Source organism: Alicyclobacillus sp. CIJ1 (assembly GCF_057538885.1).
This window is the reverse complement of sequence record NZ_BAAJPH010000063.1, coordinates 16,387-38,030: the sequence shown is the minus strand read 5'-3', so window position 1 is coordinate 38,030 and position 21,644 is coordinate 16,387. Positions and strand designations below refer to the sequence as shown.

The 21,644-nt window shown below is 62.3% G+C and carries 24 protein-coding genes; 3 read left to right on the top strand and 21 right to left on the bottom strand.

Annotated elements, in window-relative coordinates; all coding sequences use genetic code 11:
- Positions 1–84: 84 nt before the first annotated feature.
- The gene (locus tag AC27E8_RS01650) at positions 85–657 is read right to left on the bottom strand and encodes a CBO0543 family protein (protein WP_487099542.1); all 573 of its coding nucleotides are present in this window, start codon (positions 655–657) and stop codon (positions 85–87) included.
- Positions 658–834: 177 nt separating this feature from the next.
- On the opposite strand from AC27E8_RS01650, the gene AC27E8_RS01645 reads away from it, so the two are divergent.
- Complete coding sequence (locus tag AC27E8_RS01645; protein ID WP_041695850.1) at positions 835–1,128, top strand: eukaryotic translation initiation factor eIF-2-beta/eIF-5 family protein; 294 nt, start codon at positions 835–837, stop codon at positions 1,126–1,128.
- Positions 1,129–1,164: 36 nt separating this feature from the next.
- Here the strand turns inward: AC27E8_RS01645 and AC27E8_RS01640 are convergent, their stop codons facing one another.
- The 14 genes from AC27E8_RS01640 to infC all read right to left on the bottom strand — a co-directional run bounded on the left by AC27E8_RS01640 (position 1,165) and on the right by infC (position 9,793).
- Positions 1,165–1,920 (bottom strand): TrmH family RNA methyltransferase, encoded by a 756-nt coding sequence (locus tag AC27E8_RS01640; RefSeq protein ID WP_487111327.1) that lies wholly within the window; start codon positions 1,918–1,920, stop codon positions 1,165–1,167.
- 137 nt (positions 1,921–2,057) lie between these two features.
- The gene (locus tag AC27E8_RS01635) at positions 2,058–3,038 is read right to left on the bottom strand and encodes a DMT family transporter (RefSeq protein ID WP_487099544.1); all 981 of its coding nucleotides are present in this window, start codon (positions 3,036–3,038) and stop codon (positions 2,058–2,060) included.
- 71 nt (positions 3,039–3,109) lie between these two features.
- Positions 3,110–3,256, bottom strand: coding sequence for a hypothetical protein (locus AC27E8_RS01630; RefSeq protein WP_487099545.1), 147 nt, complete (start codon positions 3,254–3,256; stop codon positions 3,110–3,112).
- Positions 3,257–3,269: 13 nt separating this feature from the next.
- Entirely contained in the window at positions 3,270–3,449 is a 180-nt protein-coding gene (locus AC27E8_RS01625) for a hypothetical protein (RefSeq protein WP_487111321.1), read from the bottom strand.
- A gap of 22 nt (positions 3,450–3,471) precedes the next feature.
- Positions 3,472–4,359: a proline iminopeptidase-family hydrolase gene (locus tag AC27E8_RS01620; RefSeq protein WP_487099549.1), complete on the bottom strand. Its 888-nt coding sequence runs from the start codon at positions 4,357–4,359 to the stop codon at positions 3,472–3,474.
- Positions 4,360–4,377: 18 nt separating this feature from the next.
- Positions 4,378–5,745, bottom strand: a complete 1,368-nt coding sequence (locus tag AC27E8_RS01615; protein ID WP_487099550.1) for an APC family permease — start codon at positions 5,743–5,745, stop codon at positions 4,378–4,380.
- Between the two features lie 154 nt (positions 5,746–5,899).
- Complete coding sequence (locus AC27E8_RS01610) at positions 5,900–6,469, bottom strand: manganese catalase family protein (protein ID WP_012811435.1); 570 nt, start codon at positions 6,467–6,469, stop codon at positions 5,900–5,902.
- 23 nt (positions 6,470–6,492) lie between these two features.
- Positions 6,493–6,768, bottom strand: coding sequence for a spore coat protein CotJB (locus AC27E8_RS01605; RefSeq protein ID WP_014465032.1), 276 nt, complete (start codon positions 6,766–6,768; stop codon positions 6,493–6,495).
- 15 nt (positions 6,769–6,783) lie between these two features.
- On the bottom strand, positions 6,784–6,996 hold the full coding sequence (locus tag AC27E8_RS01600) for a spore coat associated protein CotJA (RefSeq protein WP_374952852.1): 213 nt from the start codon (positions 6,994–6,996) through the stop codon (positions 6,784–6,786).
- A 100-nt stretch (positions 6,997–7,096) separates the two neighbouring features.
- Complete coding sequence (locus AC27E8_RS01595; protein ID WP_487099551.1) at positions 7,097–7,696, bottom strand: divergent PAP2 family protein; 600 nt, start codon at positions 7,694–7,696, stop codon at positions 7,097–7,099.
- 12 nt (positions 7,697–7,708) lie between these two features.
- Positions 7,709–8,494, bottom strand: a complete 786-nt coding sequence (locus AC27E8_RS01590; RefSeq protein WP_487099552.1) for a TrmH family RNA methyltransferase — start codon at positions 8,492–8,494, stop codon at positions 7,709–7,711.
- A gap of 61 nt (positions 8,495–8,555) precedes the next feature.
- Positions 8,556–8,921 (bottom strand): 50S ribosomal protein L20, encoded by a 366-nt coding sequence (gene rplT / locus AC27E8_RS01585; protein WP_014465036.1) that lies wholly within the window; start codon positions 8,919–8,921, stop codon positions 8,556–8,558.
- Between the two features lie 75 nt (positions 8,922–8,996).
- The gene (gene rpmI / locus AC27E8_RS01580; RefSeq protein ID WP_014465037.1) at positions 8,997–9,200 is read right to left on the bottom strand and encodes a 50S ribosomal protein L35; all 204 of its coding nucleotides are present in this window, start codon (positions 9,198–9,200) and stop codon (positions 8,997–8,999) included.
- A gap of 71 nt (positions 9,201–9,271) precedes the next feature.
- A complete protein-coding gene (infC, locus tag AC27E8_RS01575; protein ID WP_081442640.1) occupies positions 9,272–9,793 on the bottom strand; it encodes a translation initiation factor IF-3 in 522 nt (173 codons plus the stop codon).
- Positions 9,794–10,106: 313 nt separating this feature from the next.
- On the opposite strand from infC, the gene AC27E8_RS01570 reads away from it, so the two are divergent.
- Positions 10,107–11,336, top strand: coding sequence for a YeeE/YedE family protein (locus AC27E8_RS01570; protein ID WP_487099553.1), 1,230 nt, complete (start codon positions 10,107–10,109; stop codon positions 11,334–11,336).
- A gap of 96 nt (positions 11,337–11,432) precedes the next feature.
- Positions 11,433–12,260 (top strand): class I SAM-dependent methyltransferase, encoded by an 828-nt coding sequence (locus AC27E8_RS01565; RefSeq protein WP_487099554.1) that lies wholly within the window; start codon positions 11,433–11,435, stop codon positions 12,258–12,260.
- Positions 12,261–12,281: 21 nt separating this feature from the next.
- Here the strand turns inward: AC27E8_RS01565 and thrS are convergent, their stop codons facing one another.
- The 6 genes from thrS to xylA form a co-directional block, all read right to left on the bottom strand.
- Positions 12,282–14,246 carry a threonine--tRNA ligase gene (thrS, locus tag AC27E8_RS01560; protein ID WP_041695341.1) on the bottom strand — a complete coding sequence of 655 codons (1,965 nt, stop codon included), beginning with the start codon at positions 14,244–14,246 and terminating at the stop codon, positions 12,282–12,284.
- Between the two features lie 338 nt (positions 14,247–14,584).
- Positions 14,585–15,544 (bottom strand): sporulation protein YtxC, encoded by a 960-nt coding sequence (ytxC, locus tag AC27E8_RS01555; RefSeq protein WP_487099556.1) that lies wholly within the window; start codon positions 15,542–15,544, stop codon positions 14,585–14,587.
- A gap of 84 nt (positions 15,545–15,628) precedes the next feature.
- Positions 15,629–17,446, bottom strand: a complete 1,818-nt coding sequence (locus AC27E8_RS01550) for a M3 family metallopeptidase (protein WP_487099557.1) — start codon at positions 17,444–17,446, stop codon at positions 15,629–15,631.
- Between the two features lie 18 nt (positions 17,447–17,464).
- Entirely contained in the window at positions 17,465–18,454 is a 990-nt protein-coding gene (locus AC27E8_RS01545) for an aldose epimerase family protein (protein ID WP_487099558.1), read from the bottom strand.
- A gap of 204 nt (positions 18,455–18,658) precedes the next feature.
- Positions 18,659–20,191, bottom strand: a complete 1,533-nt coding sequence (gene xylB, locus AC27E8_RS01540) for a xylulokinase (protein ID WP_487099559.1) — start codon at positions 20,189–20,191, stop codon at positions 18,659–18,661.
- Complete coding sequence (gene xylA / locus AC27E8_RS01535; RefSeq protein ID WP_487099560.1) at positions 20,188–21,513, bottom strand: xylose isomerase; 1,326 nt, start codon at positions 21,511–21,513, stop codon at positions 20,188–20,190. The genes xylB and xylA overlap by 4 nt, the downstream gene beginning before the upstream one ends.
- Positions 21,514–21,644 lie beyond the last annotated feature (131 nt).

The window sequence follows — 21,644 nt, the reverse complement described above, 5'->3', positions numbered from 1 at the left end:
GGGCTCACCTCTTTGTCTGGGGGTCAAAGTCCAATCCCATTGAACCACAACGTGGCCTCGAGGGCCATCACCAATGTGGTCACGTTATTTCGGATCTGGCTGCGACCTTCGCAGCCGATGGCGCTGCTCCGATGCCGTCAAGGCGTCCAACATGAACTTCGCGGCTGACGCGAGCGCTAGATAGATGGGGATGGAATAGAGGAGATTCCAGCGATATGAGACGTAGATGTCGAAGCAGTGAAAAACGGGTTCCATCAGGGCGTCCAGGATGCTGAAAACGAGCGCGACCGGCGCGAACGTCCACCAGCGCCTGCACGCCTGGTAGATGAGCGCGAACGTGACCGGAATGATGGTCATGTCCGTACAGAGCAGCGTCGGATACACAAACCAGAGAAGGCGGACCTTGTAGCCCCAGAGCATCAGATCGGAGCCGATGAGGTCGAGCACGGAACTCACCAGGCCTACCACCAGCGCGTAGAGGAGCACCTCGGTCAGCCGGGCGCGATCGACAAATCGGACAAACACCAACCATGGTACGATGGCGAGGCTGACAAAGAGCCACCACTGCCAGGTACCCAAATTGTGCTCCAGCCAGTACACGCGCGTCATGTCCGTCAATTCGCGCCTCAGGCTCTCCATCAGGTCGAAACTCGTCACGAAGGGCCCTCTTCCTCTCCCGCGGGATTCGCGCGTCTCGTTTGGGATCACCCGGGTTCTTCGCACGCGACGCACCCTGCTTCGATCAACTTGCGCAGTTTGGGAGGAATTATGTCTTGGCGCCGCGAAGATCGGGGTGAGCGCCCCATGTCGATGGGCGCCGGAGGGGAGAAGATCATGGGGTTTTTTGATATGTTGCGCCGCGCAGCTGAAGGCCTCGGCCAGGACGGCCAGTATCACCACGACCATCTCTGCGTTCGCTGCCAGGTGCCCATGCAGTACCACGGGGCGCACGCGCTTCGCACGGGCGGCCTGAGTCGCGGTGCAGGTCTCTTGACCGACCTGTTCCTCGGCGAGCGCGACGAGGAGTTGCTCAACACCGCTTTGGAGCGAAACGTCGCCGTGCACGTCTTTGTGTGTCCCGAATGCGGATCCATCGACTTCATCAATGATCCGCGCCACGGCTTCTGACCAATCGAAACGGCCCGGGCCTCTCGCGGCCCGGGCCTAGACACGCGCCCCATCCGGTTCGCTTTCGCTGAAGTCCCTGGTATCCTCGTCGAATAGGTCCTCGTCGAGCGCAAATCCGCTCGCCGCCAGCCTGCGGCGCGCCTCTTCACGGGTGGCGCCATGAAGAGAACGAAGGCACCACATCACATACAGCTTGTGGCGCTCATCTGCGCCGAGCGCGTACCGGTCGCCGGCCGCCTCCCGAGCCCTTCGCGTCAGCTCGTACAGGGCGATGGCCGCAGCCACCGACACGTTGAAGCTCTGAACGAACCCTGCCATCGGGATATAAAATCGCCCGTCGGCCCGCTCGCGCGCCTCCGCCGACACGCCGTCCTTCTCGTTGCCGAACAGGATGGCCGTCGGGCGGGCGAGATCGACCGCGTCAAGAGGCTGTGCGCCCTCGCCGAGATCCGTGGCGTACACCTGGAATCCGCGCGCGTGCAGCAAGTCAATGGCGCGGCCAATGTCCGGCATGCGGTGAAGGGTCAGCCACTTGTGCGCGCCCTGCGTCACGCCCTTCGACGGCTGAAATGGCTGCTTTCCCTCGATCACGGCTACATGTTGCACGCCAAACGCCTCTGCGCTCCGCAGGATAGCGGCTTGATTGTGCCCGTCGTCCACCGCTTCCAATGCGATGGCAAGATATCCCGTTCGCCGCAAGAGCACGTCGCGCAGCCGAAGCAGCCGCTCCGGGCGAAGCCAATCGGCGAGCCAGAGCTCACGTTCGGAAAGCAAGCCCTCGGCCAGGAGCATCTGTTGGATGTCGGAATGCACGTGTTGATGCACCTCCCGCTCCTCGTCTTCGGTCGCGGGCTTGGACCCGTCTCCCCATCATAGCCGATTGTCCCGTAAAATGCAGCGTTCTGGGGACGAGTGCGGGGTAGGTGCTCTCACTCCCCGCCGTCGGATGAAACATGCCGCGCCGCCATGGCCAGCCCGTGAATCACCAAGCCGAGGACGACAGTCGCCACGCCCAGGGCGCCAAGCAGTCCGACGCGATCGCCCGGGAGCACAGCGAGTTCGAGGATCAGCGCGAACACCACTTCGCCAGCCTGCGTCGCCTCGACCGCGGCCAACGCTCGCGGGGACTCGCGCGCCATGTCCGTCGCCCGAAAGAAGAGCGCTGTGGCGATCACGCCCGAACACACGGCGACCAGGAGCGCACCGGCGATCTGCCGCGGTGTGGGCCACCCGACCGCTGCGGCGCTCACCGAAGACCACAGAATCCAAAACGGCAGGCTTCCGAGGGTCATGCCGAGCATCCGCTCCAGCGCGTCGAACTCCCCCGCGTAGGCGCGCATGGCCATCCGGTTGCCGGCAGGATATGCCGTGGCCGCTATCAAAATATTGGCCGCACAAAGCGCCGCCCGCCCCCACGACATCTGGGAAGCGTCCGCCATCTCCATGAGCATGGCACCAGCCACGATGCCGAGCGAAGTCACGAGCTCCCGGACGGGAATAGGGGCGTGGCGCCCGTCGGGCCTGCGCGCGCTCAGCCAAGGCGTGAGCAATACGCCGCACACGATGGTGATTTGCCAGACGCCCGCCACGAGCCACGCAGGCCCGTACGCGTTCGCGAGGCAAAGCGGGGCGTAAAACAAGCCGAATCCGAGTGTTCCGAAGGCCACCCAGCGCCAGAAATCGCGCCGAAGGGACTTGAAGAGCGCGCCCAAGCGCCCCTTCCAGACGACGTAGGTGAACAGAATCGGCAGTGTAAGAAAGTATCGCAGCGGCGCATTCCAGGCCCACGATCCGCCCGTGCGGCTCACCACCTCGTTCGCCACAAACGTCACCGCGAAAAACAAAGAGGCCATAAGCCCCAGGAACCATGGTCGCCATCGTGCAGTTCTAAAGGTGGCCAGCCAAGTCATCCGGAGTTCCCCCTCGATCTACCGCCCGGCCCTAGCGGCGCACATCTGTCGATCTCGCCACGCAGTGCGCCTCACTTCGCCCGCTCGCAAAGCTCCTCGACGTCCGACCAACGGTACACGACTTCCGGCAGGGCCACGCCATCGACTTCGAACGTCTTTTCCCCGACGATCCTCCAAGCGATTCGGGCCACCGCTTGCAAATCCGACGACGTCCTCACCCGCAAGCGCCACCTAGAAAGCCTGCTTCGGATCTGACAGGCGCTTTCGAAATCGTTCGGCACTCATAGTTGGATCCATGCGAGCGAGAAACGAGGATGGCACGACACCGCGATACGCCTGACGCCACGTCTCCACGTGCACACGCCCCACGCCTTCGAGGTCCGCCGGGCGGGCGGCTCGAAAGGTGATCACGTCCATCTCCCAAGAGGACACCTCAGATCCGCCCCTCCTCTACGTCGCGAACGAAGTCCACGATGGCGCCGAAATACGCGTCGCTGTCGTCCCACATCGACATGTGGCTTCCGTTGGGACAGATGGCTGAACGCGCACGCGGGATCCGACGAGCCATCTCCTCGATGTCGGCAGGGTCCATCGTGTCGTAGCGAGCGCCAATGACGAGGGTCGGCACGCTGACCTGGCCGAGATGGGCCCAGCGGTCCCAGTCCTTGAAGTTGCCGGTCACCACAAATTCATTGGGTCCCTGCATGGTGTGGTATACCTGCTGGTTCATGTGCGCGAACGTCCGCACCACGGCGTCCGGCCACGGATCCAGGCGGCACAGGTGCTTTTTGTACAGGTGTTCAATCAGAAGCTCTTGGTAAGCCTCGGATTCGTAGTCTCCGCGCTGTTCGTGCTTCAGCAGCTGTTCTTGAATCTCCTTCGGAAGCTGTTGGCGCAACCACTGGATATATCGCACATACGAAGGAATGCTCGCCGTCATGTTCGAAATGATGAGCCCCTTCAACCCGTGCGGATGGGCGAGCGCGTATTCGAGTGCCAGCATGCCACCCCAGGACTGTCCCAACAGGTAGAAGTCCCCCAAACCGAGCGCACGTCGCACTTCTTCCACTTCACGGCGGAAGCGGTCGAGCGTCCATAGGGACGGATCGTCAGGCTGATCTGAAAAATACGAGCCTAGTTGGTCGTAGAAGTATAGCTCGATCCCGGCCTTCGTGAGATATGGCTCGAAGATCTCGAAGTACTCGTGGCTCGCACCGGGCCCGCCGTGTAACAGAAGCATTCGAATGGGGCTCGTCCCCACTCTGCGCGTCCACACGTGGTGTCCCGTGGACAGCGTGATGATTCGCGTCTGCGCCTCCATGTTTTCTCCTCCGCTTCGTCACATGTCCTTCAAAACGGGCGGAACCTCCCGATAGCCTTTCGATTTGACGGCCCCAATCAGGATCCCGAGCGCCATCCAGCTCAAGCCGAAGATGAACGTGGTCCGATCAAATCCGAGCCACACATAACCGATGACCACAAAACCGCAGAGAGGAAACAACAAATACCTGAACACGTGCCGAAAACCCCGCTGCCGAATGGAAAAGTACACGAACACGGTTGCGTTCAACATGAGAAAAGCAGTCAGTGCGCCAAAGTTGACCAGCGTCGTGATGGTCTCTTGAGGCACGAGGCTTGCCACCAACAGCGAAATCACCGCGACCAACAGCGTCGCATTGACCGGCGTTTGGAATCTCGGACTTACACGGGAGAAGAACTTCGAAAAGGGCAGCAGATTGTCGCGGCCCATGGAATACAGAATTCGTGAGATGGCCGACTGCGCGGCCAGTGCATTCGCAATGCCTGACGCCACCGCGTTGACTAACAGGAGGACGACGTAGAGGAACGTGCCTCCCGCTTCTTTCGCAATTTGGAAGAACGCCATGTTCGGATTCAGGTCCGCGTAGTTCGGATGGACGAGCGCCGCCATGTACGTCTGTACAACAAACAGGAGGCCGATGATGACAAGCGACGCGATGGTGGCATTCCCCACCGTCTTCTCCGGTCGTTCCGTTTCCTCTGCCAAGGTGCTAATGGCGTCGAAGCCGAGGAAGCTTAACACCGCGATAGAAGCGGCGTTTTCGATGAACTTCAAGTTGAAGTGACCGGGTTGGTCAAACGGCTGAAACGAAAGATGCCCCGCTCCGTGACCCAGAACAAACACAAACCGCACGGAAGCGACGAGAAAGATGAGGAGACAGACGAGCTCAATCGCCAGAAGAATGAAGTTGGTTTTCGCCTGCAGCGTGATGCCCAGGACGTTGACTACGGTGTTGAAAAGGACGAAGAAAAGAAGCCATACGAAGGTAGGAACGCTCGGCACGAGCCCGTGAAGCCAACCCGCCGAGAACGCGTACAACAGGGACGGTGCGAGGAGGTAGTCCGCGAGGATCATCCATCCGGCGACGAAGCCGACGTGCGGATTCAGGCCTCGTTGCACGTAAGAATACACGGATCCTGCGATGGGAAATTGGGTACTCATCTGCTTGTAACTGAGCGCGGTGAAGACCATGGCGACAATCCCGATGATGTACACGAGGGGAACCATGCCAAAGCTCTGTTGCGCCACATAGCCATAAATCGCCATAGGCGCAATGGGAACCATGAAAATCATGCCGTAGACAATGAGATCCCGCAAGTGAAGGGATCGCTTCAATTCCTGCCGATAGCCGAACGTTGAGGGGTCCCGATGTCCTGAAGCTTCCATGCGCCACGCTCCTCTCCTGGATGTCAACGAGGCTATTATCCTGAAACTCCTCGAGCAACGTCAATGAAATAAGAAATCGCCCTCAGCCAGCGGCCGAGGGCCAAGGAGAAGGGGACAATCGCCTGAGCGTCGTGGCATCGGGTCAAGCTGCGCTTCAGAACACCTTCTTGCTGCCCTGATACTCTTTGAGAATCTCAACCGCCTCGCGAAACCGAAGCGAGTGAATCACCTCCCGCTCGCGCAGGAACCGAAGGCTGTCCTTGATGTCCGGATCGTCCGTGTTGTCGATAATCCACTGGTAGGTAGCTCGCGCCTTTTCCTCCGCTGCGATGTCCTCATACAGGTCGGCAATAGGATCGCCTTTCGAGGCGATGTACGCCGCCGTCCAAGGATTCCCCGCCGCGTCGTGGTAAAACAGCGAGTAGCCGTGATTGACGTAGTGATCGCCGAGCCCCGCCTCCCGGAGCTGCTCGGGCGTCGCATCCTTCGTCAACTTGTAGACCATCGTCGCAATCATCTCGAGATGTGCGAATTCCTCGGTGCCGATATCGGTCAACAGGCCAATGACCTTGTCTGGGATCGAGTACCGCTGGTTCAAGTACCTGAGTGCGGCGGACAGCTCCCCGTCGGCTCCGCCGTACTGCTCGATGAGCATCTTGGCGAGCCTGGGATCGCACTTGCTCACGCGAACCGGATACTGGAGCTTTTTCTCATAGATCCAGATGGCCGCCTACCTCCCACTCCGAGCTAGACCTGCCACGGCCACGGCGTCTCGGACCAAGCCCAAGACGCCCCCGTGGCGGGGCTCAAGCCGTACTGATGCAGAGGACCGAACGCGGACTCGAACTGGGTCATGAGGTTGTGCTTCCGTTTCTGAAACTGCTTGAATTGGGCGAGCGCCTGCTCGTCGTCCGGGTGCGTGTCCAGATACAGCGTCAAATCGACCAGCACGAAGTCGATTGCCTGAAGCTCCTGAAGATACTGATAGTAAGCCTTGGGAAGAGGCTCTGCCGTCTCGCTCACGCCATCACGTCCTCCTCACGCCGGCGGATATGGGCTGTCGTATTCCGGCCACAAGGTGCCCTTCCGAAGCGCTTCCTGTGGTGCGAACTGCTTGCGCGCGCTCTTCTGCACCGGATGCATCACTTCAGGCGGGACGTCGAACCATTTCACCCGCGGGGAGCACGGGTCAAATGGGCTGCGATAGTTCACATACGAGCGCCACTCGGGCGAAGTTCCATCCACCGTCACCCCATCCCTCCTTCAGCACGATTCGAGAACATCTATATGCGCCGCTGCACCGTTTCAGACGTTTGGACAATCGGGAAATTCCGGGGAACTCGCCGCCGCTTCAATGGTTCAACGCAAGCGCCACGAGGATGCCGACCATCGCGCCGCCCGCAATCTCGCTTGGCTTGTGGCCCACTTGTTCGTTCAGCACAGGCCAATCGACGAGCCACCATGGCCCCTTGGCGACGCGAAGCGGCTCCACAGCGCGCGATGGACCTTCGGGCGGGATGGCCGAACGGGAGGCCGCACGCAGCGAAGCCTGCGCTTCTTCCGCTGCACCTTCGGACGACCCTTCGGAGGACGCCGCCTCTTCCTGGGGTTGCATCAGCAAGTGTTGACCGCGCAGGTCGTGCAGCAGGCGATTGAGGACCGCGGCCTGCCGTCCGGTCTGCCAGCGGACGCCAGCTGCGTCGTACATCACGACGGCCGCGAGGAACAGGCCAATGGCGACGACCGGATCCGAGCCACCCAGATGCAGCCACAGCTGCACGGCGAGCGCGACCACCGCCGCCGTGTGCGAGCTCGGCATGCCACCCGAGTTTTTGACCTGGCTCCAGTCCCACGATCGCATCTGAATCATGACGAAGATGGGCTTCAGCCCTTGGGCGACCACCATGGCGAGGAGCGGTGCCGCCCACAAACTCGACACGATGTGAAGCAACGCGCCCCCTCCTCAGATCGCGCCGTTCGAAGCCTGTCGATAGGCTTCGTACAGAAGGATGGTTCCGGCCATCGCCGCGTTCAAGCTCTCGGCCTTGCCCGCCATGGGGATGGCCACGCACCGCTGTGCCCATTGGCGCACAGCGTCGCTCACGCCGCGGGCCTCGTTGCCAATGACCACCGCGACTTCGCCCGCCATTGGCGCCTCGTCGCACCGCTCCCGCGCATCCGCAGCCGTCGCCACGACGACCCCATCGGGATGGCGATCACGCCACGCCCTGAGATAAGCCTTCGCATCGCCCGCAACGGCATTGACGCGAAACAGCCCTCCCATGGAGGCTCGGACGACCTTCGGTGCGTACGGATCGACCGTTCCCGTGCCAAATACGATTTCCCCAAAGCCGAACGCTTCAGCGCTGCGCACCAGGGTGCCCACGTTCCCCGGATCCTGGATGGCATCGAGGACGAGGACGCGAGGACCGTATCGTGGCGCAGCTTGCGGAATCGCCGCCACTGCCATCACGCCCTGGGGCGTCTCGGTGTCGGCCACGGCCGCAAAAGCCTGAGGCGACAACTCGTACCGACGGCCGTCCGCCTTCGGATGGCGCCACAGGGGCCCTGGAGGCTCGTCCGATGCGACGTTCCACAGGAGCGCCTCAAGGCGAAGAGGACTGTGCAGCAGTTCCGCCACGAGGCGCTCGCCCTCCACGAGGAACAGGCCCATCCGTTCGCGACCTCGACGCGTCTTGAGCCGCGCCCATGCCCGAACACGGTCGTTGTGGGCAGATTCGATGTACACGATGACAACCTCCGAGGACGAGATCGACAAAAAAGCCCGGTCATACGACCGGGTGTGTCTGTCACGCGTGGGCGTTCAGGCGCTCGCGAGCAACGGAGACCAACTGCGAGAACGCCTCCTTGTCCGTCACGGCGAGATCCGCGAGCATCTTGCGGTTCACTTCGACGCCCGCCAGCTTCAAGCCGTGCATGAAGCGGCTATACGACAGCCCGTGGGGCCGAACCGCTGCGTTGATGCGCTGGATCCACAGCCGGCGAAAGTCGCGCTTGCGCTGCTTGCGGTCCCGATACGCATACATCAGCGACTTCATGACCTGCTGCTTCGCCGTGCGGTACAGCGTGTGCTTCGAACCGAAATAACCCCTTGCCAGCTTCAAAATCTTTTTATGACGACGGCGTGTTACCACGCCACCCTTGACGCGAGCCATGTCCAACAGCCTCCTCGAATGGTGTTCCCGTCACGGTGCCGCACCGCGCATCACCGGGTGCGAAAGACCAGTTCGTCACTTATAGGCGACGAGCTGCTTAATCCGCTTCAAATCGCTGCGCGACACAAGCGTCATGCCGCGCAGGCGGCGCTTGCGCGCGGGCGACTTGTGCTCTGCCTTGTGGTAGGCAAACGCCTGGGTACGCTTGAGAAGCCCAGTTCCCGTGCGCTTGACGCGCTTCTTCAGACCGCTGTGTGTCTTCATTTTCGTCTTGGCCATCTCTTGTGTCCTCCTGTCTCCAATCGCCGTTCCCGCAGTCGACGACAGCCAACCGCACCAGGTCACGAGGTTCACGCACTCGGCTGTTTCGGCGCTAAGATCATCACCATGTGACGACCTTCGAGCTTCGGCGCCCGTTCGACAATCGCGTGCTCCTCCGCAGACTTCGCCAGCCGTTCAAGCAATTCCTGACCGATGTTCTGGTGGGTGATCTCTCGTCCGCGAAAGCGCACAGACACTTTCACCTTAGAACCTTCGCTCAGGAATTTCAGGACGTTCTTGAGCTTGACGTTGAGATCATGTTCATCGATATTGGGCGTCATCCGAACTTCCTTGAGCAGAACGACCTTCTGGTGCTTGCGCGATTCCCGCTCGCGCTTGCTCTGCTCATACTTGAACTTGCCGTAATCCATGATGCGGCACACTGGCGGCTTCGCGTTGGGCGCAACGTTAACCAAATCGAGATTGCGCTCCTCGGCCAATCGCAGCGCTTCGCGCAAGGGCATGATGCCCAACTGCTGGTTGTCCGCGTCCACGACGCGCACTTCTCTGGCGCGAATGCCCTCGTTGACCTGATACCCTTCTTTGCTTATGGGGTGTCACCTCCACCGATCTGCCCCACCACACCAATACGCAAAAAAGCGCAGGCAACGCCTGCGCTCAATTCGCCTTCGCCCAGCCTTGGTTTGACCGTCCGGCAACCACACGCTGGATTCGGGACCCGTCAGCTTTCGCCGACCAGGTGAGAAGCGGCAGGCTTCTGCTTGGTGTGCAACGGAACGTTTTCATGGTAGCGACACAGCGTGGAAATGTCAAGGGATGAGGACGATGCACAAAAACGTTGTATTCCGATATGTTTTATACTAAAATCATTTTTCGATCGCGACATTCTCTGGAGGTGATTCCATGGCCAGTTCCGAGGTTCGCATCCTCGATCTCGAAGCGCGCACGCGCGCACGCCAACCCGAGCAGGCGCAACGAGCGTGGACGGCGGCCGCACTCATCGTGTTCGTTCTCGGCTTCGTCTATCTATGGAATTCCGTTTCGCCGACCCACGCCGTCCTGTTCCTCGTGACGGGCGTGCTCGGCGTCGCGCTCTATCACGCCCACTTCGGATTCACGACCTCGTTTCGCCACGTCATCGTGAGCGGAAGAACGGTGGGATTGCGAGCACAGATGATCATGTTTGCGCTCGCGAACGTCTTGTTCCTGCCCCTTCTGGTCCGAGGCCACGCCTTCGATCACGCCATCAAGGCGAGCGTCTACCCGGTGGGCCTGTCGGTCCTCGTGGGCTCGTTCCTTTTCGGCGTCGGCATGCAGCTTGGCGACGGGTGCGCCTCAGGCACCTTGTACCATACCGGCGGCGGCGATGCCCGCGGCATCCTGACCCTCGTCGGGTTTATTGTTGGGTCGTTCATCGGGTCCATTCACTATGCGTGGTGGATGAACACGCCGAGCCTCGGCAAAATTTCGCTCATTCAGTCCTTCGGTCCGGTCGGAGGCCTCGCTGTGAACTTCGCCATCATGGCGTTCATTTTCGCCGTCGCACTTTGGCTGGAGAGACGGCGCAACGGCGACGTGGAGCCTCTCTTCAGCCGTCAGCCGTGGAATCTGAGCCGGGTGGTCAAGGGCCCTTGGTCGTGGGTGGCAGGCGGCGTCGTCCTCGCCGTGGGCAACTTCGCCGTGCTGGCGCTCTCCGGCAAACCTTGGGGCATCACCTCGGCGTTCGCGCTGTGGGCCGCGAAGCTGAGCGCCCTCGTGGGTTATCCTGTGCAGTCGCTGCCGTACTGGCAGACGCCGCAGAACGCAGCCGCCCTGCATCACAGCGTGCTGCAAAACCTCGAGACCACGGATGACATCGCCATTATGCTCGGGGCACTCCTCGCCGCAAGCCTCGCGGGTGCGCTGCCCAGGCGGTACCTGCGCCCCATGCCGTGGCAGATGATCATCGGCGTGCTGGCCGGAGGCATCCTGATGGGCTACGGCGCGCGCATCGCCTTTGGCTGCAACATCGGCGCCTACTTCTCCGGTGTCGCTTCGTTCAGCCTGCACGGTTGGGAATGGTTCCTCGGCGCGCTGCTCGGCAGCCTTCTCGGAGTGCGTCTGCGACCCGTGTGCCGCCTGCAGAATCGTTGACACGCACCTCTCGCAAGTCCGGCGCCTCTGGACCTTGAGGTCCCCGGGGCGCCTTTGTTGTAGAATGAAAGCAATGCCATCGCGAGGGGGATGCCTGTGGACGACGTGGTGCGCAACAACATCGAGCGGTTTTCGGGTTTCGCCAGCCTCTATGATACCTACCGGCCCGAAGCGCCGGAAACGGTGCGCGCGCTGCTCATCGCCTATCTCGGGCACGAGCCCGACACTGTAATCGATCTCGGCAGCGGCACAGGTCTCTCGACCTTCCCTTGGCGGCACGAAGCCCGGCGCGTGATCGGCGTCGAGCCGAACGACGACATGCGCGCTCGGGCCGAGCGCCGCGCGAAGGACCTTGGCGCCGACAACGTCACTTTCCTCCAGGGCATATCCACCGCCATTCCCTGTACCGACGCATCCGCCGATCTCGTCACGTGCTCCCAGTCCTTTCACTGGATGGAGCCCCAGTCCACGCTCTGCGAAGTGACACGCGTACTTCGGCCAGGCGGCGTATTCGCCGCGTACGATTGCGACTGGCCGCCCTCCTGCTGTCTGGAGACCGACGTGGCCTACGACGCACTTTTGCGGTGCGCGGAGGCGTCCATCGAGCGGCACGTACCGAAGCAAGATCAGGCGCGCAAGTGGCCGAAGGAGCAACACCTCGACCAAATCCGCGCCTCAGGGGTCTTTTCATTCGCCAAAGAAGTGGTCTTCCACGTGGAAACGCGCCTTGGGGCCGACGCGTTCATCGGCATCGCGCTCAGCCAGGGGCAGGTGCAAACGGCGCTGCGGCGCCGCCTCCCGGACATCGAGCAGGAGCTGTTGGCATTTGAAACGCGCGTCCGCGCCGCCTTCAGAGATGGTGAGAAGCCCGTCTGGTTCTCCTACCGCCTTCGCCTCGGGGTGAAGGCCGCCGCCTCGACGTGACGGCGGCCGAGCTTGATCCACTCACGCCTCCACAAGTTTCGCCTTCCGCGCGATCTCGTCCTGGATCTGCCGCACGAACTGATCGAGGGGCATCGCGCCGAGATCGCCCGCGTGATACTTGCGGACGGAGACCGAGCCCTCTTCGCGCTCGCGCGCGCCGACGACGAGGGTGTACGGGATTTTGTGCGTCTGCGCCTGGCGAATTTTGTACCCGATCTTGTTGTCGCTCACGTCCGCTTCGGCGCGGATCCCTAGCTCGCGCAGTTTGGCTGCGACTTCTTCCGCGTATCCCGCGAATTCATCGGCGACGGAGGCCACCACCACCTGCGTCGGCGCGAGCCACGTCGGGAACGCGCCCTTGTACTGCTCGATAAGAAACGCCACGAACCGCTCCATCGTGCCCACGACGCCCCGGTGAATGACGACTGGCCGATGCCGTTCGCCGTCCTCCCCCACGTACTCGAGGTGAAACCGGTTCGGGAGATGAAAGTCGAGCTGAATTGTGGACAAGGTCTCGTCCTTCCCGAGCGCCGTGCGCACCTGCACGTCGAGCTTCGGCCCGTAAAACGCCGCTTCGCCCTCCGCTTCGACGAACTCGAGGCCGAGATCGAGCATGACCTTGCGCAACGTGCTCTGCGCGAGCTCCCACATCTCGTCGTTCTGGACGTATTTCTCCGTGTTCTTCGGGTCGCGGTAGCTCAGGCGATGATAGTAGTCGTCGATCCCGAAGTCCTTGTACACGCGCTGGATCAGGCGGACGACGCCGGTGAACTCTTGCTCGATCTGATCCGGGCGGCAGAAGATGTGCGCGTCGTTCAGGGTCATGGCGCGCACGCGCTGCAGGCCGGCGAGCGCTCCGGACATCTCGTACCGATGCATGGTGCCGAGTTCCGCAATGCGAATGGGCAGTTCGCGATAGCTGTGCAGGCGATGCTTGTACACCATCATATGGTGGGGGCAGTTCATCGGCCGCAGGACCAGTTCCTCGTTGTCAATTTTCATCGGCGGATACATATCGTCCTTGTAGTGCTCCCAATGCCCGGAGATCTTGTACAGCTCGACATTCGCCAGATGCGGCGTGTACACGTGCTGATAGCCGAGCGACTCCTCAAGATCGACGATGTAGCGCTCGATGATACGGCGGATCTTGGCCCCGTTCGGCAACCAGAGCGGCAGGCCCTGGCCCACCTCGGGCGACAGCGTGAAGATCTCGAGCTCCTTGCCCAGCCGCCGATGATCCCGCTCGCGAGCTTCCTGCTGGAGGCGGTTGTACTCGTCGAGATCGGACTTCTTCGCGAAGGCGACGCCGTACACGCGCGTGAGCATTTCGCGCTTCGAATCGCCGCGCCAGTACGCGCCCGCGAAGTTCTGCAACTGGAACACCTTGATGCGGCCGGTCGACGGCAGATGTGGTCCGCGGCACAGATCGACGAACTCGCCCTGTCGGTACAGCGTGAGCGTCACGTCCTCCGGGAGATCTTCAATGATTTCAACCTTGAACCGGTCGCCGCGATCGCGGAAAAACCGAAGTGCCTCCTCGCGCGAGATGACCTCCCGTTGAATGGGCAGGTCCTCGGCGACAATCCGCCTCATCTCTTCCTCGATGCGCGGGAGATCCTCGGGATGGAAGTCGTGATCGGCAAAATCGTAATAGAACCCGTTTTCGATGACGGGCCCGATGGCGCATTTGGTGCCTGGGAACAGGCGTTGCACGGCCTGCGCCATGACGTGCGCACACGTGTGGCGCATGACGTATAGCCCCTCGGGATCCTGCAAGGTGAGCAGCTCGACCTGCGCGCCGTCCTCCACTTCGCGGCTGAGATCGACGAGAACCCCGTTCACGCGGGCGACGACGGCTTCCTTGCCGAGCCGAGGACTGATGGACTGCGCGAGTTCCGCATAGGTCGATCCGGCCGGCACCTGCCGCTCGGATCCATCTTTCAACCGCACGGTGATCGCTTGTGACACGGAACATCCCCTCCACATCGTGGTTCTTGGGCATACAAAAAACGCCACCGCCCCAATGGGACGACGGCGCTCGCCTCGTGGTTCCACCCATCTTCCCCGCGCTCCATCAACGACAAAGCGCGGGCTCAACGCCTTAACGCGGCGGACACGGTTCGCGTTGTGACCCGCGAACGGCTTGGGAAGTGGTGTCTTTTGCGCCATCGCGGAGGTGCTTTCAGCCACGGCATCCTCTCTCTGGGCGCGACGTGACCGCAAAAGCGCGTCTTCCCGCATCGCCTGAGCTTTGTTCCATGTGACGGGCCCGCCGACGCCGGCGCGCCTTCCCTTATGAAACTACACAACGATTCGGGACGATGTCAAGCGAGCGAACCACCCTGACCTTCCCCCAGTTCGCTGTCCACCGGGGCGTCCGAAGTCCGCTCCGCTTCGGGCGTCAGGCGTCGCCGCACGGCGCGCGGCGACCCATGGTCGGACGCAAATCCTTCGCGACACGCGGTAGGTGACCGATTCGGACGACAGGTGGGGCAACCGGGGCACGGGACGGCGCGATGGCCGAAGACGCGGGTCACCGTCTCGGAGAAACGGGGCCATGGCGCATCCGGATATGCGTCGTGCACGACAATCCGCCACGGCGACCTGGTGATGAGAAGGGTCATCGCGAGATCTTCACTCGTCACATCGTCATCCTGCAGCGCCACCAGTTCAATCTGTTCATCCGTGACGATCCCGCCCTCCGCATCGGTAATCCAAACGCCGTCCGGCGTGACGTACACATGCATCTCGGCTTCGCAGAGCGGATGTTCGTCCAGCATGTACCGCAGCATGGAGAGCGACTCCTCATACTCGTCCTCGAGCGCAGAGGCCACCATGCGATCCCGCACGCGATGCGCCAAATCCACTACCACCCGATGCAGGCGGAAGCGGACAAACGGTTCCAATGCAACGCAGACGGATCGCCGGAAATGGCTCACGAGCGCACGAGCGAGACTCGCCTGCCACTCGTCAAGCGTATGACCCGCCACCGGGCGGCTCTTCAGGCGCGACTCGCAGATCTCAACGAGCGCATGAAACTGGACTTCTTCCGCGGGCCAAAGCGGCTCCATGCGGCACACGCGCTCGACCACGCGCGCCTGAAGCCACTCTCGGGTCAGGACACCCGCGACGAGCTGCGCCACGCGCGAATGAAGCGCGGGCCCGCACTCGCAGACGACGCTCGGGCCAGGGCTCGACACCACGTAGCTTGCCGCACCGCATTCGGTCAAGCGCCCCGCGAGACCCAGACTGTCCATATCGGCTGTCAATTCGAAGATGAGCAACGCTCCCGCCCCCGGACAACGGATTCCCATTTACATCCATTGTTCCTTCGGGTCGGGAGCTCTATACGCCGGGTACGTCTCCGCTCAGGAGAACGCCCGCTCCAACTCGTCGACGATTTCGCCCACTTTGCGAATGGCTTCGCGGTACGGCTCGGGTTGTCCCATATCGAGGCCGACGTGCGCGAACAGCTCAAGCGGCGTCTTGCCGCCTCCCACGCGCAACACCTCGATCCAGCGCGCCAGGACCTCGTCGTCCCCCGCGAGGATTCGATCGGCGAGCAGGGTGGACGCCGCGAGCCCCACCGCGTACGTATACGGATATAAACCCATGTAGTAGTGCGGCTGGCGCATCCAGTAGAGATCCGCCCCTTCGTCGAGATCGACCGCGTCCTGCCAGAAGTCGGTCAGCACCTCGCGCGAGACGCGGCGAAAGACGTCGGTCGACAGCGGCTCCCCTCGATCCGCGATGGTGTAGAGCCGCCGCAGAATCTCGGCCTCCGTCTGGTGCGTGACGAAGTCGTGGTGGAACGTGAACATCTGCATCATGCGCACCTTGGCGCGGGCGGCGTCGTCCTCCGCACGCCGGATAAGCGCGTTGGCCACCATGTGCTCCATGAGCGTGGACGGCGTCTCGATGAACAGGTTCGAGAACGACAGGTTGGAGGGGCGCGCGTTCTGACACGCGAGGTGGAGGTGAACGGCGTGGCCGAGCTCGTGCGCCATCACGAAGACGCCATACATGCCGCCTTCAAACGGCGAAAACACGTACGGATGGACGCTCGACTCCCCGCAAAACGCGCCGTTCCAGTTGCCGCGGTTGCGCGCCCAGTAAATCCACCGTTCCTCAAACGCACGCCGCAGAATGTCGCCGTATGTGTCCCCAAGCGGGCGGGATGCCTCCAAGATCAACGACCGCGCATCGTCAAACGTGAGTTCTGCGTCCGTCAGGCGCACGAACGGAGCCTTCGTGTCGCACAACTTCACCTTCTCGAGGCCCATCACCCTTTTGCGAAGGTGCGCCAGGCGGCGCATGTGAGGAGCGAGTTCCTTCATCATGACGTCCTGGACCATGAAGTAGTGCTCCGGAGGCACCTGATTGGCCGCCATCGTGCCGCCGAGCCTCGTGCTCTGCAACATCTCGAACACGCTCGAGAAGCCGCGCAATCGCGCCGCCACCACGTCGTTTTGGATCTTCGCCCCAAGCGACCGCGCGAGCGTATGCTGATACGGCCGGAGCCCATTCACCACGCTGTCGTACGCTCGATGGCGGAGCACCGTATCGTGAGACGTCTCGATGTGCATGAGAAGCGCGGATGGCGTCACGCCCACTTCCCGCCCGTCGCTGTCCAGGACCGGCTCAAACCGCATATCCGCGCCCGTCGCCGCTTCGTAAATGCCGGAAGGCAGCGAAAAGGCCGACGAATTGGCGGCAAGCACCTTCTCTGCTTCATCGGCGAGCCGATGTCTGCGCTCGCGGTCGATCTCGCCAAAATACGGGGCATACGGCCGCAAGGCTTCGTCCTCCCGCCAAGCGGCGAGGCGGTCCTCAGGAACTCGGCATAGCGCTGCCACCAGCGATTCCGCCGCTTCTCCTGCGCGATCCAGCGCGAGCTGGGCCATCGACATCAGCCGCTGCGCCCCTTGGTCGGTGGCGTCCTCCGCGAACTTGCTCATGGCGTACCGCTCCACGTCGGTGCCGATGCGCAGTATGTCGTCGTGCAGCGCCAACGCGCGAGCCACGTCCGCCGGGCCACCGAATGACTTCGAGGCCAATTCGACAAGATCATCCGCCAACTGGCGCACGCGCCGGACCGCCGCTTCCCACGCCTCAAGGCTAGCGAAAAGGGGCGTCAAATCCCACGTCTCATAATCCGGAACTTCACTTCGCGACCTCAGCGCCATATTCGCTTTCCGCTCCCTTCAGTGGCTGACCTCTTCCACGTACATGCGGCTTCGCGCCGAGAACGATTCCCCCGGCGCAAGAACAATAAGGCCGGTCACATCCTGTGGCAGATCCATGTTCGGCGCGTTCACCATGTTCGTCTGCGGCTCCGGGCAGAAAAACGTGCCGCAGCAGTTGTTGTTCCACACCATCCAGTGCCGGTACTTCAGATCCACGTCGTACACGAACGCGAGCCCGAGACGCGCGTCCGTCAGGACCATGCGGTTGTGCCCGTCTCGCGGGCGCGCGGTGTAATGGTTGTCCATCGGCTCATAGAACGGATCTGCGCCGCCTGTCGGCATCTTTTGTTCGTTCTCGTTCAGTGGCTGAAACCGCCCCGTCGGCAGCTTGCGCTCGTCGAGTTCCCAGCGCTCGCCGATGGTCAGCTGAATGGAGCAGGCGTCGGCCGACGACGCTGCGGAGAACGGCACATTCACCGCGGTGTGGAAGCCAAGCATCACCGGCATCGGCTCGCCGCCGCGGTTGTCAATGTGGACGCGCTGCACGAGGCCCGCGCCCGACAGCTCGTAGCGGATGGCGAACCGGAACGTGTGCGGCCAGTGCGCATACACTGGATGGCCTTCTCCCACCTCGTGGGCCATCTCGACGTACGCGCCCCCTTCGTCTTCGCCCATGTCGACGACAGGCCATTCAATCCGCATGAAGAAGCCGTGCAGGTGATTGTGCGTGGCCTCCTCATTCACCGGGAGGTGATACGCCCTGCCTGCGATGGTGAATTCGCCGTCCCGATATCGGTTTGGCGGGTACAGCACAGGAATGCCATATCGGCCAGGCGCCTTGCGAAACTCGTCCATCTCCGCCTCCGGCTCGCGCAAAAAGCGAAAGCCGCGCGCGGTGTCGCGCAGCGCCACGAGATTGCCCCACCCCGGCAACAGGTAGGCCTCATATGGGCCGTGCGTCAGGCGGATTGCGCGCTCACCGCCATACGTCGTCTCGACTGCGGGCATGTTCGCCACCCTTTCTCATGATGTTCCCTTCGTAGCTATACGCTTTCAAGTCGCGAGATCCTTCTTCTCCGCGTGCCATCTTGCCCGCTCATGCGCGCCCGCTAGAACAAAGACGACGCCCACGCGAACCCCGGAGGGCCGGGGCGCCATGGGCGTGATCGCCAAACCCTATTCTGCTCCGAATCCATCAATCGACGTCATCGTTCAGGCCCGGTACAGGGACCGTACAGCCGGATACAACGCCCGGTACAGCCGATATGCGCGCTGGTAGGCGGCCTCGTCCTCGACGACCGGGGGCGTGGTGGACTCGACGCGCACCCACGCGTCCACCGCGGTCACCACGTCGTCGAAAAAGCCCGAGGCGACGCTCGCCAGGATGGCCGCGCCAAAGGCGGGCCCCTCGTTCGCCTCGATCACGGCGACAGGACGGCCGAACACGCCCGCCTGAATCTCGCGCCAAACCTCGCTCTTGGCGCCCCCGCCGGAGACCCGGATTTCTTCCACCGGGAGCCGAAGAGCCTGCATGAGCGAGAGCCCGTCAAGCAGGCTGAAGGCCACCCCCTCCATGATGGCGCGGACGAAGTGCGCGCGCGTGTGGCGCGGCGTGATGCCAAAAAAGACGCCTTTCGCCTGAGGGTCGAGGTGCGGCGTGCGCTCGCCCATCAGGTACGGGAGAAACACGAGCCCCTCGCTACCGGCTGGAACTCGCCAAGCCTCCTCGCTCATGAGGTCATACACATCTCTCCCGGTTTGTGCCGCCACCGCGCGTTCCGCGTCCGCAAACTGGTTGCGGAACCACTGGAGCGAGCCCCCGGCAGACTGCGTCACGGCCATCACGTGCCACTTGCCGGGCACGGCGTGGCAAAACGTGTGCAACCGCCCCTTCTCGTCGCGGACGATCTCGTCGGCATGTGCGAACACCACGCCCGACGTGCCGATGGTACTCGACACAACGCCTTTGCGCACAATGCCGTTGCCGACCGCACCCGCGGCTTGATCGCCGCCGCCTGCCGCGACAGGTGTACCTGGGCGGAGTCCCGTCCGCGCCGCGGCCCCCTCGCTCACCCGCCCCGAAACCTCGGGCGACTCATACACCTCGGGCAGCCAGGACCGCGGCACTTCGAGCGCCGCCAACATCTCGTCGGACCATCCGCGCCGCTTGACGTCAAACCACAGCGTTCCAGACGCGTCCGACACATCCGACGCAAATTCGCCCGTGAGCCGGTATCGGATGTAGTCCTTCGGGAGAAGCACGTGGCGAATGCGCGCGTAGTGCTCTGGCTCGCGCTTTCGAACCCACAGGAGCTTCGTCGCCGTGAAATTCGTGAGTGCCGGATTCGCCACCCACTCGATGGTCTGCTCGAATCCGACGGTCTGATGAATCTCCTCGCACTCCTCCTCCGTGCGCTGGTCCGACCAGAGAATCGCCGGCCGGATGACCTGCCCCGCCTCGTCGAGCAGGACCAGGCTGTGCATCTGGCCCGTCAGGCCGACGCCCGCGATGTCCTCGCCGCGCCGGTCGCTTCGCGCGAGCGCGAGCTGGATGGCCGCACACGTCGCCTCCCACCAATCCTCCGGGTTCTGCTCCGCCCAGAGCGGCTGCGGCTGTGACAACTCGTAGCCCACGGTGGCCTGGCCGAGCGTACGGCCCTCGCGGTCAATCACGACCACCTTCACGCCGGACGTCCCGACATCGATGCCAAGGAGCGCCTTGCGGTCTGTCGCCATCGCCATCATTCCGTTTCCAGCAGATACTGATTCAATTTCGCCAAAAGGACCTCCTGGCGGCCGGATCGCGTCGCCGTCACGCGCTTATCCAGCACGTAAGACTCAAGGGTTTGCAGGGTCGCGCGCCCTTCCACAATGTCTTTCCCGATGCCGGTCCGATAGCTCTCGTATCGCTCCTCAATTTCCCGCTCGAACACGCGGTCCTCAAGCAGTTTAGCCGCCACCTTGAGCCCGCGCGCGAAGCTGTCCATTCCGGCGATGTGGCCATAGAACAGATCGATGGGCGTCATCGACGCGCGGCGAACCTTGGCGTCGAAGTTGAGGCCGCCCGGCGCCAGTCCGCCGTTCAGGAGAATCTCGTACATCGCGAGCGTCGTCTCGTACAGGTTGGTCGGAAACTCGTCCGTGTCCCAGCCGAGCAGCGGATCGCCCTGGTTCGCGTCGACAGACCCAAGAAGGCCGTGGATCCGGGCGAAGCGAAGTTCGTGTTGGAACGTGTGGCCCGCGAGCGTGGCGTGATTCGCCTCGATGTTGAACTTGAAGCGGTCCTTGAGCCCGTAATGATAGAGGAACGCGAGCCCCGACTGAACGTCGAAGTCATACTGGTGCTTCGTGGGCTCCTTCGGCTTCGGCTCAATCAGGAATTGCCCGGTGAAGCCGATCTCGTCGGCGTAGTCCACCGCCATCTGCAGGAGGCGCGCATAGTTGTCGAGCTCAAGCTTGAGATCCGTGTTGAGGATCGTCTCGTAGCCCTCGCGGCCGCCCCAGAACACGTAGTTTTCCGCCCCGAGCTCCTTCGCAATTTCCAGGCTCTTCTTCACCTGCGCGGCAGCGTACGCGAATACGTCCGCGTCCGGAGCCGTTGCGGCGCCATGCGCAAACCTTGGATTCGAGAACAGGTTCTGCGTATTCCACAGGAGCTTGATGCCCGTCGACTGCATGTATTCCTTGATGAGCGCCACGATCTCGTCCAGATTGCGATTGGTCTCGCGCAAGGTGTCACCCTCGGGTGCAATGTCGCGATCGTGGAAACAGAAGTACTCGACGCCGAGCTTGGTCATGAACTCGAACGCCGCCTCCACGCGGCGCTTGGCCAGATCCATCCCCGTCGCCCCGTCCCACGGCCGGATCATGTTCGGCAATCCGAACGGATCCGCGCCGGACAGCGTGAACGTGTGCCAGTAGGCCACCGAGAAGCGGAGATGTTCCTTCATCGGCTTTCCCAACACCGTCTCTTCGGGGTTGTAGTACTTGAAGGAGAGCGGATTGTCGGATCCCTTGCCTTCGTATGCGATGCGCGTCACTTCGGGAAAATACGTCGCCACGTCCATCACCTTCGCTCCAAATTCGTTTGACCAACAAACATATTCTGATCCTAGCAGAGCCCTGTTGGCTTTGCAAGGGGTTTCAAGACACCCTCGCATGGCGAGCACAAAGCCCGAGAATGAAGAAAAGGCGCGGA

What these genes read in the sequence shown, in the direction of transcription:
- AC27E8_RS01645 (WP_041695850.1), top strand. Translation starts at nt 835, where the DNA reads ATGGGGTTTTTTGATATGTTGCGCCGCGCAGCTGAAGGCCTCGGCCAG.
- AC27E8_RS01635 (WP_487099544.1), bottom strand. Translation starts at nt 3,038, where the DNA reads ATGACTTGGCTGGCCACCTTTAGAACTGCACGATGGCGACCATGGTTC.
- rplT (WP_014465036.1), bottom strand. Translation starts at nt 8,921, where the DNA reads ATGGCTCGCGTCAAGGGTGGCGTGGTAACACGCCGTCGTCATAAAAAG.
- AC27E8_RS01620 (WP_487099549.1), bottom strand. Translation starts at nt 4,359, where the DNA reads ATGGAGGCGCAGACGCGAATCATCACGCTGTCCACGGGACACCACGTG.
- rpmI (WP_014465037.1), bottom strand. Translation starts at nt 9,200, where the DNA reads ATGGCCAAGACGAAAATGAAGACACACAGCGGTCTGAAGAAGCGCGTC.
- thrS (WP_041695341.1), bottom strand. Translation starts at nt 14,246, where the DNA reads ATGTGGAGGGGATGTTCCGTGTCACAAGCGATCACCGTGCGGTTGAAA.
- AC27E8_RS01615 (WP_487099550.1), bottom strand. Translation starts at nt 5,745, where the DNA reads ATGGAAGCTTCAGGACATCGGGACCCCTCAACGTTCGGCTATCGGCAG.
- AC27E8_RS01570 (WP_487099553.1), top strand. Translation starts at nt 10,107, where the DNA reads ATGGCCAGTTCCGAGGTTCGCATCCTCGATCTCGAAGCGCGCACGCGC.
- AC27E8_RS01640 (WP_487111327.1), bottom strand. Translation starts at nt 1,920, where the DNA reads ATGCTCCTGGCCGAGGGCTTGCTTTCCGAACGTGAGCTCTGGCTCGCC.
- xylA (WP_487099560.1), bottom strand. Translation starts at nt 21,513, where the DNA reads ATGGACGTGGCGACGTATTTTCCCGAAGTGACGCGCATCGCATACGAA.
- xylB (WP_487099559.1), bottom strand. Translation starts at nt 20,191, where the DNA reads ATGATGGCGATGGCGACAGACCGCAAGGCGCTCCTTGGCATCGATGTC.
- AC27E8_RS01550 (WP_487099557.1), bottom strand. Translation starts at nt 17,446, where the DNA reads ATGGCGCTGAGGTCGCGAAGTGAAGTTCCGGATTATGAGACGTGGGAT.
- AC27E8_RS01545 (WP_487099558.1), bottom strand. Translation starts at nt 18,454, where the DNA reads ATGCCCGCAGTCGAGACGACGTATGGCGGTGAGCGCGCAATCCGCCTG.